Source organism: Absicoccus sp., assembly GCF_034090965.1.
Taxonomy (GTDB): Bacteria; Bacillota_I; Bacilli_A; order Erysipelotrichales; family Erysipelotrichaceae; genus Absicoccus; species Absicoccus intestinalis.
This window is the reverse complement of sequence record NZ_JAXDRQ010000038.1, coordinates 1-13,257: the sequence shown is the minus strand read 5'-3', so window position 1 is coordinate 13,257 and position 13,257 is coordinate 1. Positions and strand designations below refer to the sequence as shown.

The following is a 13,257-nucleotide window of genomic DNA, read 5'->3' as shown; positions in this document are numbered from 1 at the left end:
TTGATGTCCATGACTTCAAAATACAAATACGTCAAGATATCGGCTGCCGATAAAGATCCACCCGGATGTCCGGACTGACCCGAATAGACAGCAGTCAAGATATTCTTACGAACATTGTTTGCATGTTTTTTTAATTCTTCTTTATTCATTTCTATTCCTCCGATAAAAAATGCGGTGTAGTTCTACACCGCAAATTCTTAATACCTTATGCAGCTAAGATACCAGTTAATCCACCAACAATGGCAATTACAATGATCAAACCGATAACTTTTAAAGAGCTCCACTTCTTGCTGGCCATTAACCAGTAAACTAAGAATGTGAAAGCAAAAGGCAAAATCTTAGGCATTACGGCATCAAATAATGATTTTTGTACGACAAACTTACTTCCAGAAGTAATCAATACCAAACCGCAACTAACGTTTACATAATTGGCAATCAATCCTCCCATTACCATACAACCCATAACTTGTGCACCAAGCAAGATCTTGTTTAATAAACCTTTTTCCAAGAAATCCAAGATAGCATTCGATCCAGCGTTGTATCCGAAGAAGAAGTTAGCGAAACTAAATACATATGTAATGACAAGCATTAAAATCAAATAGATGACAGCACCTAATACAGTTTTAAAATTCAAAGTGATATCAATAAGGATTGCCAATAAGATTGGAATCAATACACCTTGCCAAATGGTATCACCAATACCAGCAAGAGGTCCCATCAATGATGTTTTCAATGAAGTGATGAATTCACCGGTAATTGGTTCACCCAATGATTTTTGTTCTTCAAGGGCGATAGCCATACCTAAGATACAAGATCCAAATTCTGGATGGACGTTAAAGAATTCCATTTCACGTTGCATTACTTCTTTACGTTTTGCATCTCCGTCTGGATCACCTTTATACAAATCATCAATAACAGGTACAAATGTGTGACCACAAGCCATACCCATCATACGTTCATAGTTATAGTTTGTTTGAACCCATGTCTCCCAGTTAAATGCAGCATGATACAAATGGTTTTTAGGAATGACATGTTTAGCATCTGCTTTAATATCTGGCATCTTAGAAATCCTCCTCTTCATCTGTATCAGCGGCACCCGCTGCTTCTGTTTGAGCTTCTCCTGCTCCTCCGCTATAGCGTAATTGAATGTAAACCAATGCTACCAAGAATGCGATGACACCTTGAGGTAACAAAGCCAATCCTGAATAAACAGCTACAACAAATCCTAAGAACAAGAATACACGAGATTCACCTTTAAAGATGTATTGTAAGGTGATGGCGATTCCTAATGCAGGCATCATACCACCAATGATCTGGAAGATAGTTAATGGTGTTCCAGATAATGCTTTAACGATTGGTGTGATGTAACTTGCACCAAAATAAGCAGCTAAAGATGCTGGAATGACACAAATACAAGCGGACATGATCTGAGGCAATAAAACGTTGGCAATCCATAATTTATGATATTGTTCGTTCGCAACAAATTTATCTCCTAAGTGAACCCATACCGAGTCAATGGTCATACGAGTATACCATACCAATGTACCTAAGATTCCAATTGGAACAGCTAATGCTAACGCTGTTTTGGCATCTAAGTTACCGGTGATAGCAAAGGCAGCTCCTAATGTTCCGGCCAATGCCATATCGGCTGGCATAGAACCTCCGGCTGAGATAAATCCTAGATAAACTAAGTTGATTGATGCACCGACCATGGCACCCTTTAATGGGTCTCCCAAGATGATACCTGCAATCCAGCCACAAACTAATGGTCGTTGAATTGTCCACAATCCAACAAATGGTAAATTGGCTTCTCCGATCCAGTAAAGGATTCCAAGAAGCACTGCTTGAAATACAGACATACTTTTCTCTCCTTTTCTATTATGTCTAGCAGAAATTCATTTCGATATTTCTATAGCAAGTTAGAAATATCAATTACCTTCTGCTCAGGTACTAACTGATAAAAGACGTCTACCCCTTTTTCATTTTTCATACGGCGAATAGAATCCACTTCTGCAGGGCTTGCCGATACGTTGTTGACAAATGGTTGACGATCTCCACGAATTCCCATACCGCCTAAGTTCACTTGTTTGATGGCAACACCACCATCTAACAATTGTTCAAATACGATTGGAGATTTTGTCAGCAACAATACACGTTCGCCTGGTTTTGGATCTTTTTGTAGAGCTTTGGTTGCTCCGGCAACAGTTAACACTGCCACTTGTGTACCAGCTGGAGCTAAGGATTTTAATACTCGTTTATTAAAATCATCCTTTGCTACTTCATCATCCACAACAACAACACGGTTGGCATGAGTGAACGGGATCCAAGCCGTTACTACTTCTCCGTGAATCAATCGGTCGTCTACACGACACCATACAATGTTACGCATACTTCTTACTCCTCCTTATTATTTTTTTAAAAGTCATCTTCGTCGGATGGAACATCTGCTTTTTTCAGATCCGCTAGATATTTTCGGACATCGGACACTGTATTTGTGGCTAACTTTAATGTTTCATCACAAATCTCGGATGCGCTTTTACCGTTGCCTCTCATCAATAGAATTTCCATTAATAGAGGAACGTTGATTCCTGTTAGATGATACACATCCCATTTGCTCATCAATTGAACAACAGCGTTAAATGGGCTGCCATAAAACAAATCGGTCAAAACCAGAATTTCTTCGCCTGGTTCTGCTTTTTTAAATTCTGCTTCAATATTGGCTTTTAATTCATCAATGCCTTGATGTGGATACAATCCGATATAAGCCATATTTTCTTGTGGTCCTAAAACCATTTCCATTGTTTCGTATAGGCCCTTTGAAAAAGAACCATGTGATACTAAGACGATTCTCATAATTTACCTTTTCCCCCCGGAATTTCATCAATTGGATGAAAACGTGGTTGATAGCGTTTTCAACTTACACTGACATTTTAATAGGTTTCATTCAGTAATTGCATCCAATAAATGCACAATCATTGTGCAACATTCGCATTTGTAAGCGGTAACGTTTTGCATGATTAATTACGCATTCTATCAATTTGCACAGTCTTTATGAAATTGTTTAAACTAAACAACAAACAAATTTCCATATTATATAAATAACCACCAATTGTGCAATTTTTCCCAATTCATAATTACTTCATTTTACTTTATTACCATTTGCATTGAATAAGAAAAGGAGGAAAATCATGTTAACGAAACGTCAAATCGAAATATTTTTACAATTTTGCGAACATGAAAATGAGTATTTAAAAGCCAACCACTTTTCTGATGAACTAAATGTTAGCTTGCGAACCGTACAAAACGATTTAAAAGTAATCAAAAAAGAAATGCAGGATCAACCGGCTTTTGAAATTGAATCAAAAGTTCCTTTTGGGACTCGTTTGATCGTGCATGATCAAAAGGATTTTGATGAATATGTATCCAGTTTAAAAAACCAAAATGATGAATCTTTAAGTGAAAAAGATGGTCGTGTACACAAATTGCTTGGCTATTTATTGAAACAAAGAAAAAGCATTCCACTTTCACAATGTGCCGATTATATTTATGTTTCCAAATCTACATTGATCAATGATTTAAAAGATGTGGAACAAATTTTAAATAATTTTTCATTAAAACTCATTCAGTCGGTTGGATATGTATGGGTCGATGGTCTCGAACGAGATCGGCGGATGTGTTTGATCGATAATGATAATAACAATTTCAATATCATTTCCAGCAATCCTCTAACGGATATGGATGGAAATCGACTAGAAAGCATTCGCAAGATCTTAATGGAAGAATTCCTGCTTGATCAATATCCAATATCGGATGTAGAATTTCAAAATATCATTATATGGATCAACATTTCGGTGATTCGGATCAAAGACTTCTTTTATTTAAATGAAGAAGATATTGATAATCAATCCGATTTAGATTTGGAATTGAAGATTGCGAATAAGATCTATACCCGGATCGAAAAGCATTTTCACATTCGCGTTCCTCAACCTGAAATTAATTTTTTAGCCTTATATATCAGTAATCACAGCAATGCCAACAAAATCCATTATATTTCCGATGAAATCAACGATTTCATTTTCGAAGCATTGGAACACATTCGCCAAGTTTATCCAACTGATTTTACCCATGATATGAACTTGCGCATGTCCCTTGCCTTACATTGTGAACCATTGATTTCTCGAGCCAAGAATAATATACAAATTAAAAATGAAATGCTGGATTACATCAAACAAAGTTTCTCGTATGCCTTTGAAATTGCCACTTATTTTTCTTATTTACTGAGCGAACAATTTGAATGCAAGATCAAAGAAAGTGAAACTGCTTTTTTAGCTATTTACTTTAATAAAAGCCTCAATGAACAGGAAAATGTGAATGGTGGTAAAAAAATATGTATCATCACAAATTTGCAACGATCCCAGTATTTCTTATTAGAACAATTTTTATACGATAAATTTAGAAAATACATATCTACGATCAAATTTGTCAATACACATGAATTGGAAACTTTGAATTTAGACGATTATGATTTGTTCTTTTCAACCGAAGAAAATCGTGCAACCGAAGTCGGTTTGGCAACCAAGATCAATTTCTTCCCTAACGAAAAAGAACTTGAAAAGATCAAAGTACGAATCGAAGGATTTAAGAATATTGATGATACCCTGCGTTTATTTGATCCACGATTATTTACCATCAAAGATTTCAGCAATAAGAAACAAACACAAGATTGGTTAGTCAATAAAGCTGTTTCTTTGTATAAAGTAAAAAATCTATCGGAAGAAATTGAATTGCGCGAAGAATTTGGCAGTACATATTTTGGCAATAAGATTGCCATCCTTCATCCCATGCATGCCAATTTGGATGATTCTTTCATTGGTGAGATTTTGTTGAAAAAACCTATTGTTTGGGACAACGAAGGAAATCATGTACAAGTTGTATTCTTATTGTGCATTGAAAAAAGTAATTTAGAAGCCTTCCGTGCTTGGGATTTTTTATCTCCAGCTTTATTTAATCCAGACTTTATCAAACAAATTTCTTATGTGAATAATTTTGATGAATTTAAAGCGCTTTGTGAAAATAAATTGAAATCACAAATTATTAGTAAATCATAGAAAGGATATATATGAATTGGATCTTGATCATTGTCTGTATCGCAGTAGTTATTGGCTTACTGCTTCCTATGATACAAAAACGAATTGTCTATAAAAAATTGACAGAATATCTCGAACAAGGAAAATACAAAGAATTTGAACAAGTATTGGATGGCTTCTGGTGTACTTTCAGTTATCGACCTTTTAATCGCGAATTTATGCGTCTCAATGCATATTTTATGCAAAATGATGCCAAAAAAATCAATCAGCAAATCCATGATTTATTTGAAAAAATCAAAATGAATGATGAACAAAGATCATTGGTAGCAAAGCGAGCCTTCTATTTTTATTTAGAACAAGAGAAATATGAACAAGCTAAAAAAATGCTTGATATCTGTTTGCAACATGACTCCAACCAAGTTGAAGTTGAAACGATGCAACTGATGTATAGTATCTTGGGCGAAAGAAAAAGCGAACATATTCGTGATATCAAGGCTCGATTGGAACCATTAAAAAAAGAAACCGATGCCTATACCAACCCAGCAAAACGTGTACGTATTGGTGTCTTTGAATATTTGATTGGTTTACAATATTCCTATTTACATAATAAAAAAGAAAGCAAGAAATATCTGGAAAATGCCTTACAACATTGTAAAGGTACAACGTATGAAGTCCAGATCCAAGCCTTACTTTAGGAGAACCGTTCATGGCACTTACATTATCTGAAGATGCAAAAAATGAATTACTCGATGAAATCGGACAAAATTATATTTCTAAGATTTGGGCTACTCTTGTTGTGTGCACCCCTAAGATCCTTCATTATGCCATCAATCCGAATCAAAAAAGAGTACAATGGATCAATACCTATGCCTATATTGGTTTAACCGATACACATTTGAACATTGTTACCTTATCTTCTTTGAATGTGACCGTACCAACCGGTCAGTTTTCCATTCCACGAAAAGATATCGAACAATTATCCATCATAAAAAAATCATTCAAATATATCGTATCTTTTCAACTGCAAGGTGAATTGGTGCGAATGAATCTATCCTTAACGGCGATTGGCATCAATATCAAAAATCAAATCCAAAACGTACAAACATTGGTCAAAGCTTTAGAAAACTAGAAAGCACAAAACTTTCTAGTTTTTTTAACCTCTAGATTTTCCACCCGAAACATTGATGGTCGTCCCCGTTATAAAACTTGCACGATTACTAACCAAGAAAAGTACCGTATTAGCGATTTCTTCTAAATGCCCTTCTCTGCCTAATAATGTAACGGTATCATAATTCTTTTGCATCTCTTCTTTTGTGATATGGCGACAATGACACATAGCATCAATATAAGCCGAGTTAAATAACGCCGTTGCTTCCATGGGACCCGGTGCAATAGCTACGACTCGGATTCCATGTGGGCTCAACTCTTTGGCCCACGTACGAGTCAAACTATCAATAGCTGCTTTTGATGCACTATATATCCCCTGTGCGAAGCTACCTTCTTTGCCACATTCACTGCTAACATTCACGATCACACCATATTTTTGTCGCAACATGATTCTTGCACATGCTTGTGCACAATGAAGAGATCCTTTCACGTTCAAATTTATCGTTTGATCAAATACCGTATCATCTAATTCATATTTGGATCGATCATCCACCAACAAGCGAGGAATCGAAATACCCGCATTATTCACGAGAATATCAATACGACCAAATGTTTCCATGACTTGATGGACCATTCGTTCCACTTCATCTTTACGTGTTACATCACAACGAATAGAAAGACAATTTTCCATTTTTTCTTGTACACACAAATCCGCAATGACGACTTGTGCTCCCTGTTCCATAAAGGATTGGCACATTCTTTGTCCAATACCAGAGGCACCACCTGTTACAATCACTACTTTATTTTCTAAATCTAACCATTTGTGCATAATGTCTCCTTTTTTATCCAATCCAAACAAATTTGGACTGCTTTTTCCGTATCCTCACTTTTGGAAAACAAGCCACTTCCCCCTACAATAAATACATCCGCTCCGGCTTGATGGAGTTTTTGATAATACTTTTCATTACAACAACCGTCCACTTCAATTTGATAATGCCAATGATTTTCTTCTCGTAGTTGCACGGCTCTTTGAATCCGATCATACGTCGTTTCAATAAAGGGTTGTCCCGCAAAGCCAGGATCTACACTCAAGATCAATAACCGATCAATGAGATGTCCATAGGGAACGATGACATCCATATTCATGGATGGATTTAAAGAAACCCCAAATTGCACTTGGCGTTTAGCTAATTCTCTTTGAATATGAAACAATTGTCGCTCAATGATTTCTGGTGGCATGGTAATGATATTGGCACCACTTTCACAACATAGATCAATCAGATCCATATCAATATTATCTACATATAAATGCGCTTCCATCGGAATGGAACTGATGGTACGGATAGATTCCATAAAACAAGGAGCCAATGCCATATTCTTACAATAATGCCAATCAATAATATCAATGTGAAATTCATCGACATGATGTTCTAATATTTTTACTTCGGATGCGATATGAAGCAGGTCCATACACATCAAAGATGCTGATACTTTTACGCCCATACACTTCCTCCATTTCTACTATAGAAATGATTGATTTTTGATGCAAATGGTGTTCAAAATATTGATATTCAATCAATAAAAGCGATATATTATGATTGATATCAATCACGGAGGCTATAATGGTACCTAATGAACGACGACAAAAAATCCTTTCCATTCTGCAAGCTCGAGAGTATATTTCCATTCATGAACTGGCTCAACGTTTATATGTAAGCCTTCCAACCATTCGTCGCGATCTGACCTGTATGGAAGCCGATGGCCAAGTACGCCGAACTCATGGTGGCGTTACCTATATCCATCCGGAAAGCGATATTTCCCCGATTGCGTTGCGAAATCATCAGCACATAGAAGAAAAAGAAGCCATTGGCAAAGAAGCAATCCAATTATTATCCGATGGAGAATCTTTATTTATTGATTCAAGCAGTACGGCTTATTGCTTTGTGAAAGCTATTCCCAAAGATATGCGATTAAATGTTGTTACAAATGGATCATTCATTGCCCAGGCATTTCATGAACATCCACATGTACACGTAGAATTAGTTGGTGGTCAGTATGATCCGCATCATGCCTGTGTCATAGGGACTGAAGCCACTCACTTTATTCAATCCCGCTTTGCAGATTGGTTTTTTGTTTCGGCCAATTCCATGGATACGCATTGTATTACCAGTCAATCCAATATTGATATTGATCTAAAACAAGCCATGCATGCGCATGCCCAACAAACCATTCTTTTAATGGATGATTCGAAGTTTCTAAATACGTCTTTCTATAAAGTATTCGATTTCGATGCGATCGATCAATTGATTACGAATCATTTGCCCAAAGAAATCGAAAAAGCCCTCATTGAAAATCAAGTGCTCATTAAAAAAGCTGTCCAATGACAGCTATTTATAATCAGCAATCTTGCGATGTTTTCCATGAATGGATTCATATTCAATGATTTCACAATTTTTCGGTTTTGGACGCCAACGAATCCCTCTTGTTTTATCCTCCATATAACCTCGTAGTGCACGAATAATGCCTCCATGACACACGATCAATACATTGTTATAGTCTTTTTGTTCCATTTCCGATAGAAAAGCAGAACTACGAGAAACCAAAGAATCAATCGTTTCTACACTTGGCGGACTTGGCAAGATTTCTGGAAACAACCAAAATAAAGTCATTTTCAATCCCATACCCGTATATTTTTTTAATTCATAGCGACCAAATTCCATTTCCGTTATTCGCGAATCAATAATGACTTGATCCTTGGATACATTGCCAATGATCGATGCCGTTTCAATTGCTCGATCTAAAGGAGAAGCATATACCGCATCAAATTGAATGGGTTCAATTCGTTTTCTTGCTTCTCTTGCTTGCATCCGCCCTGTATCATTTAAAGGCTCATTGGTTCTTCCTTGCATCAAATGTTTTTTATTTAAATCCGTTTGGCCATGTCGTGTGATCCATATTTTCATATACATCATTCTATCACACAAAAAAGAGAAGCCTTATAAAAGCTTCCCTAAGACAGAAGAGTATATTGAAATATGTATGTATATTAAGCTTGCGCTACATCTTTAGTAATCACAAGATCAGCTCCAGAACCACAAATGTTGGCTTCTACGACATCACCACGATGAACGGGTGCTTTCATTTCTACATGGTTCATTTCTTTCATAATATCAAACATCAATTCTTTGGGTACGTCATGATTGGTTTTGACACTGACACGAGCTTGGGTACCACCCACGATCTTTACACTACTGGTGATGACACGAGTGGGATGGGTACATTCTTTCTTGCCATAAACAGCACCTCTTGGACAACTATTTCCTGTTACTTTATAGTCATTTTCTTCATCGACTTTTAAATGACAGCCACGTGGACAGGTAATACAAATAAGCTCTTTCATTGTTAGGCCTCCTCTACGGTTTCCACCGCTAATGTATTGTCAGCTAAACGATCAACTAACACTTTTGGTAAAACAAGATTCTCCATTTCGGCAGGCACCATATGTTCCCGCTTAAATTGTGCCACTTGATTTCCTTGACCATCTTTGATCAAGATCTTTGCATCGTGCATCGGTGTTCTTACGCGGAATGAAATCTGTACTGATTTTTCAATCGCATCTTTACGAATCTTTTGTGGAACCAAAGCCCCGACATTGACTGCTTTGGTTTCCAATGTCGTTGCACTTTGTGCTTCTCCATTCTTGACATATTGACCAGCTGCTTTTCCAGCCACTTCACTTTCGGCCGATACGAAATCAACCAAGTCATGGACATGGACTACATTACCGGCTGCAAAGATACCCGGAATGCTCGTTTCCATATTTTCATAAACGATAGGTCCACTTGTTCCTTTATCAATTTCAATACCTGCTGTTTTGGATAATTCGTTTTCTGGAATCAAACCAACACTCAACAACACAGTATCGACATCGAATTCAATTTCCGTTCCTGGAACCGGATTACGATCAGGTCCAACTTCTTGAACGATGACTTTATTGACACGACCATTCTTTCCTTGGATATCTGTAATGGTATGTGCTAAATATAGAGGAATATCAAAGTCATTTAAGCACTGTACGATGTTACGATTCAATCCATTGGAATAAGGCATCAATTCGACACAACCAACAACCTTAGCACCTTCCAAACTCATACGACGAGCCATGATCAAACCAATATCACCAGAACCAAGGATCAATACGCGTTTACCTGGCATATAACCTTCAATGTTGACATAACGTTGTGCCGCACCAGCTGTAAATACACCAGCAGGACGATCACCTGGAATGGCAATGGCACCACGTGTTCTTTCACGACAACCCATTGTCAAGACAATAGCTTTTCCTTGAAGAACCATGTATCCATTTTCTTCATTTGTACAATAGACTTGTTTATCTGGAGTAACTTGAATAACCATTGTATCCAATAGATATTCAATATCGGTTTTCTTTACTTCATCAATATAACGTCCTGCATATTCAGGACCGGTTAATTCTTCTTTAAAATGATGCAAACCAAATCCATTATGAATACACTGATTTAAGATACCACCTAATTCTTTATCACGTTCAATGATCAAAACACTTTCTGCGCCATTTTGACGAGCTTGTAACGCAGCTGCTAAGCCGGCAGGCCCTCCACCAACGACAATTACATCATATTCTTTACGCATTATTGAAGACCTCCCTCTTTTGTATGTCCAAATAAAACTTGTGAACCCTTTTTATCTTTGACCACTTCTTCTTGTGGAATACCTAATTCTCGCGCAATGATTTCTTGCACTCTTGGTCCACAGAAACCGCCTTGGCAACGTCCCATACCCGCGTTGCAACGACGTTTGATACCATCAATAGAAACAGGAACGATTGGGCGATGCAACGCATCAATGATCTCACCTTCAGTAATGGTTTCACAACGACAAATGACGCGACCATAGGCTGGATGCTCTTTGATGAAAGCAACTCGTTGCTCATCACTCATTTCTTTAAATCGATATACTTTTCGAGTGGTTACAGGATTTTCTTTGGCTACTGTAAATAAGCCTTTGTCTTGCATCATTCTTGTTGTATCTAGCGCGATCGCATACGCACTAGACAATCCCGGAGATTGCATCGCGGCAATCTGATAGAATCCAGCAACTTGAGGATCTTCACCAATAATAAAGTCTCCATGATCTTTCCGACGAGCTCGTAAGCCGGCAAACGTACGAATATTTTCTCGGAAATTAATGGAAGGAACCGACTTCATCGAAGCCGCCTTTACTTCTGCTAATCCTTGTAAGGTCGTACTGAAATCACCATCAACGGTTGGATTCGAGTTCGGACCTACGATCAAGTTACCATGGACGGTTGGACTGACCAACACGCCTTTTCCTGCTGCCGTTGGACATTGGAAAATTACATGATTGACCAATGTTCCTTGGCTTTTATCCAACAAGTAATACTCACCCTTGTTCGGAACAATTTCATAATCTGGCTTTTTCACCATGCCATAGGCTTTATCACATTCTACACCCGCTGCATTGACAACCAATTTGGCTTCAAATGTATCTGTATCCGTTTTGACCACAAAATGATCATCTACCTTTTGGATAGCTTTTACTTCTTCATTTAATTTGACTTCCGCGCCATTTTTTACCGCTGTCTCCGCACAAGCAATCGCAATATCCCATGGATCCACAATACATGCAGTAGGCGCATATAAAGCAGCAACCGCATTATCCGCAATATTTGGTTCCATTTCATGTAATTCTTCTTTACCAATGATTCTTTGATCGGGAACACCATTTTTCACACCACGATCATATAGTGTTTGAAGCATAGGCTTCTCTTCTTCACTAAAGGCAACAACCAAAGAACCAATATTTTTGATACGAACATCGAGGTCCTTGCACAATTGCGGTGTAACCTTATTTCCCCATACATTATATTTTGCCATCAATGTGCCTTCCTTCGCATCATATCCAGCATGGATAATGGCACTATTTGCTTTGGTCGTACCATCGGCTACATCATTTTCTTTTTCCAGCAACAACACGCTTCCTTCATACTTACTGAGTTCAAATGCCAATGTCGTACCAGAAACGCCACCGCCAACAATGATTACATCATACATATTTCATACCCTTCTTTCTCAATCAAAAAAAGAGAGTATACGAAAAACAATTTCTTGTTTCATGTATACTCTCTGATCTCATACATTGATTTACTTTTTACAACGACATTATAATGGGCTATTTCCCATATGTCAACAGAATTCCCGTACAATCTTTTTCAAAAAATGACGAAAAATGATACTCTTTACAATAAATCCGCTAAGACACCAATATTGTCTACGATGATATCGGGTTGATGTTTACTGCTTGGTACATCTTCGATCTTGGTTTCCCCACTTAATACCAGGATGCTGACAACATCGGATCCATCAGCGACCGCAATATCGGTATACATCCGATCGCCAACAATCGCAATTTGTTCCGGTCTTAAGCCCGTTGCCTTCACGATATAATCCAGAGTTCGATGGCTTGGTTTCCCAAAGAATTCCGGATAGACCCCGGTACTGGATTCCACACATCGGGCGATACTGCCACAATCCGGAATAAATTCGCCGCCTTCAACCGGACAATTCAAATCAGGGTTGATACCGTAATAGGTCTTGCCATGGCGAACAAATGTACATAACTTTGATAGTTTTTCATAGGTCAATGTGGTATCGAACCCAAGAATCACCACATCGGGATCTTGATCATCCAGTGTCCATCCGGCTTTCTCAAAAGCTCGCAACAAAGCCGGTGTTCCCACTACATATAATTTCGCTTTTGGATGATGTGCATCCAGATATTCCAAGATCACATTGGTCGAGACCATCATCTGTTCGGGTGTGATATCAATTCCCATTTTTCCCAATTTTGTTGTATAGGCATCCAAATCCTTGGATGAATTATTCGTAAAGAAATAATAATTACGACTTGTATCTTCCACTTTATCTAAGAATTTATGTGTATAAGGGAATAAATCATTTCCTAGATAGATGGTTCCATCCATATCCAAAATGAAAGTCTTGAT

Annotated in this window: 15 protein-coding genes and 1 pseudogene; 4 read left to right on the top strand and 12 right to left on the bottom strand. The window is 37.6% G+C overall.

Going from position 1 to position 13,257, the window contains the following annotated elements:
- The 5 genes and pseudogenes from SOS22_RS05450 to SOS22_RS05430 all read right to left on the bottom strand — a co-directional run.
- Nucleotides 1-149 (bottom strand): annotated as a pseudogene (locus SOS22_RS05450) (transketolase); the annotation flags it as partial.
- Nucleotides 150-205: 56 nt separating this feature from the next.
- Entirely contained in the window at nucleotides 206-1,060 is an 855-nt protein-coding gene (locus SOS22_RS05445; protein WP_320326657.1) for a PTS system mannose/fructose/sorbose family transporter subunit IID, read from the bottom strand.
- Nucleotide 1,061: 1 nt separating this feature from the next.
- Complete coding sequence (locus SOS22_RS05440) at nucleotides 1,062-1,859, bottom strand: PTS mannose/fructose/sorbose/N-acetylgalactosamine transporter subunit IIC (protein WP_128520345.1); 798 nt, start codon at nucleotides 1,857-1,859, stop codon at nucleotides 1,062-1,064.
- A gap of 50 nt (nucleotides 1,860-1,909) precedes the next feature.
- Complete coding sequence (locus SOS22_RS05435) at nucleotides 1,910-2,389, bottom strand: PTS system mannose/fructose/N-acetylgalactosamine-transporter subunit IIB (RefSeq protein ID WP_128520346.1); 480 nt, start codon at nucleotides 2,387-2,389, stop codon at nucleotides 1,910-1,912.
- Nucleotides 2,390-2,415: 26 nt separating this feature from the next.
- The gene (locus SOS22_RS05430) at nucleotides 2,416-2,853 is read right to left on the bottom strand and encodes a PTS sugar transporter subunit IIA (protein ID WP_320326656.1); all 438 of its coding nucleotides are present in this window, start codon (nucleotides 2,851-2,853) and stop codon (nucleotides 2,416-2,418) included.
- 335 nt (nucleotides 2,854-3,188) lie between these two features.
- Here SOS22_RS05430 and SOS22_RS05425 point away from each other — a divergent pair, with 335 nt between their 5' ends.
- From SOS22_RS05425 to SOS22_RS05415, 3 genes are read left to right on the top strand one after another with little or no spacing between them, the layout of a single operon-like run.
- Entirely contained in the window at nucleotides 3,189-5,108 is a 1,920-nt protein-coding gene (locus tag SOS22_RS05425; protein WP_320596569.1) for a BglG family transcription antiterminator, read from the top strand.
- 11 nt (nucleotides 5,109-5,119) lie between these two features.
- On the top strand, nucleotides 5,120-5,782 hold the full coding sequence (locus SOS22_RS05420; protein ID WP_320596568.1) for a hypothetical protein: 663 nt from the start codon (nucleotides 5,120-5,122) through the stop codon (nucleotides 5,780-5,782).
- An 11-nt stretch (nucleotides 5,783-5,793) separates the two neighbouring features.
- Nucleotides 5,794-6,216: a hypothetical protein gene (locus tag SOS22_RS05415; protein ID WP_320326653.1), complete on the top strand. Its 423-nt coding sequence runs from the start codon at nucleotides 5,794-5,796 to the stop codon at nucleotides 6,214-6,216.
- A gap of 24 nt (nucleotides 6,217-6,240) precedes the next feature.
- Here SOS22_RS05415 and SOS22_RS05410 read toward each other — a convergent pair whose 3' ends face one another.
- Nucleotides 6,241-7,023, bottom strand: coding sequence for a sorbitol-6-phosphate dehydrogenase subunit (locus SOS22_RS05410; RefSeq protein ID WP_320596567.1), 783 nt, complete (start codon nucleotides 7,021-7,023; stop codon nucleotides 6,241-6,243).
- Nucleotides 7,008-7,697: an allulose-6-phosphate 3-epimerase gene (locus SOS22_RS05405; RefSeq protein WP_320326651.1), complete on the bottom strand. Its 690-nt coding sequence runs from the start codon at nucleotides 7,695-7,697 to the stop codon at nucleotides 7,008-7,010. The genes SOS22_RS05410 and SOS22_RS05405 overlap by 16 nt, the downstream gene beginning before the upstream one ends.
- Nucleotides 7,698-7,816: 119 nt before the next feature.
- Here SOS22_RS05405 and SOS22_RS05400 point away from each other — a divergent pair, with 119 nt between their 5' ends.
- A complete protein-coding gene (locus SOS22_RS05400) occupies nucleotides 7,817-8,578 on the top strand; it encodes a DeoR/GlpR family DNA-binding transcription regulator (RefSeq protein WP_320326650.1) in 762 nt (253 codons plus the stop codon).
- Nucleotides 8,579-8,581: 3 nt separating this feature from the next.
- Here SOS22_RS05400 and SOS22_RS05395 read toward each other — a convergent pair whose 3' ends face one another.
- The 5 genes from SOS22_RS05395 to SOS22_RS05375 form a co-directional block, all read right to left on the bottom strand.
- Complete coding sequence (locus SOS22_RS05395; RefSeq protein ID WP_320596566.1) at nucleotides 8,582-9,157, bottom strand: histidine phosphatase family protein; 576 nt, start codon at nucleotides 9,155-9,157, stop codon at nucleotides 8,582-8,584.
- Nucleotides 9,158-9,240: 83 nt separating this feature from the next.
- Complete coding sequence (locus SOS22_RS05390; RefSeq protein WP_320326385.1) at nucleotides 9,241-9,594, bottom strand: DUF1667 domain-containing protein; 354 nt, start codon at nucleotides 9,592-9,594, stop codon at nucleotides 9,241-9,243.
- Nucleotides 9,595-9,596: 2 nt separating this feature from the next.
- Nucleotides 9,597-10,865 carry an NAD(P)/FAD-dependent oxidoreductase gene (locus SOS22_RS05385; protein ID WP_320596565.1) on the bottom strand — a complete coding sequence of 423 codons (1,269 nt, stop codon included), beginning with the start codon at nucleotides 10,863-10,865 and terminating at the stop codon, nucleotides 9,597-9,599.
- A complete protein-coding gene (locus SOS22_RS05380; RefSeq protein ID WP_320596564.1) occupies nucleotides 10,865-12,307 on the bottom strand; it encodes an NAD(P)/FAD-dependent oxidoreductase in 1,443 nt (480 codons plus the stop codon). Before SOS22_RS05380 ends, SOS22_RS05385 begins: the two co-directional genes overlap by 1 nt.
- A 185-nt stretch (nucleotides 12,308-12,492) precedes the next feature.
- Nucleotides 12,493-13,257: HAD-IIA family hydrolase (locus SOS22_RS05375; RefSeq protein WP_320596563.1), on the bottom strand; the 765-nt coding region annotated here is incomplete at its 5' end.

What these genes read in the sequence shown, in the direction of transcription:
- SOS22_RS05445 (WP_320326657.1), bottom strand. Translation starts at nt 1,060, where the DNA reads ATGCCAGATATTAAAGCAGATGCTAAACATGTCATTCCTAAAAACCAT.
- SOS22_RS05440 (WP_128520345.1), bottom strand. Translation starts at nt 1,859, where the DNA reads ATGTCTGTATTTCAAGCAGTGCTTCTTGGAATCCTTTACTGGATCGGA.
- SOS22_RS05435 (WP_128520346.1), bottom strand. Translation starts at nt 2,389, where the DNA reads ATGCGTAACATTGTATGGTGTCGTGTAGACGACCGATTGATTCACGGA.
- SOS22_RS05430 (WP_320326656.1), bottom strand. Translation starts at nt 2,853, where the DNA reads ATGAGAATCGTCTTAGTATCACATGGTTCTTTTTCAAAGGGCCTATAC.
- SOS22_RS05425 (WP_320596569.1), top strand. Translation starts at nt 3,189, where the DNA reads ATGTTAACGAAACGTCAAATCGAAATATTTTTACAATTTTGCGAACAT.
- SOS22_RS05420 (WP_320596568.1), top strand. Translation starts at nt 5,120, where the DNA reads ATGAATTGGATCTTGATCATTGTCTGTATCGCAGTAGTTATTGGCTTA.
- SOS22_RS05415 (WP_320326653.1), top strand. Translation starts at nt 5,794, where the DNA reads ATGGCACTTACATTATCTGAAGATGCAAAAAATGAATTACTCGATGAA.
- SOS22_RS05410 (WP_320596567.1), bottom strand. Translation starts at nt 7,023, where the DNA reads ATGCACAAATGGTTAGATTTAGAAAATAAAGTAGTGATTGTAACAGGT.
- SOS22_RS05405 (WP_320326651.1), bottom strand. Translation starts at nt 7,697, where the DNA reads ATGGGCGTAAAAGTATCAGCATCTTTGATGTGTATGGACCTGCTTCAT.
- SOS22_RS05400 (WP_320326650.1), top strand. Translation starts at nt 7,817, where the DNA reads ATGGTACCTAATGAACGACGACAAAAAATCCTTTCCATTCTGCAAGCT.
- SOS22_RS05395 (WP_320596566.1), bottom strand. Translation starts at nt 9,157, where the DNA reads ATGAAAATATGGATCACACGACATGGCCAAACGGATTTAAATAAAAAA.
- SOS22_RS05390 (WP_320326385.1), bottom strand. Translation starts at nt 9,594, where the DNA reads ATGAAAGAGCTTATTTGTATTACCTGTCCACGTGGCTGTCATTTAAAA.
- SOS22_RS05385 (WP_320596565.1), bottom strand. Translation starts at nt 10,865, where the DNA reads ATGCGTAAAGAATATGATGTAATTGTCGTTGGTGGAGGGCCTGCCGGC.
- SOS22_RS05380 (WP_320596564.1), bottom strand. Translation starts at nt 12,307, where the DNA reads ATGTATGATGTAATCATTGTTGGCGGTGGCGTTTCTGGTACGACATTG.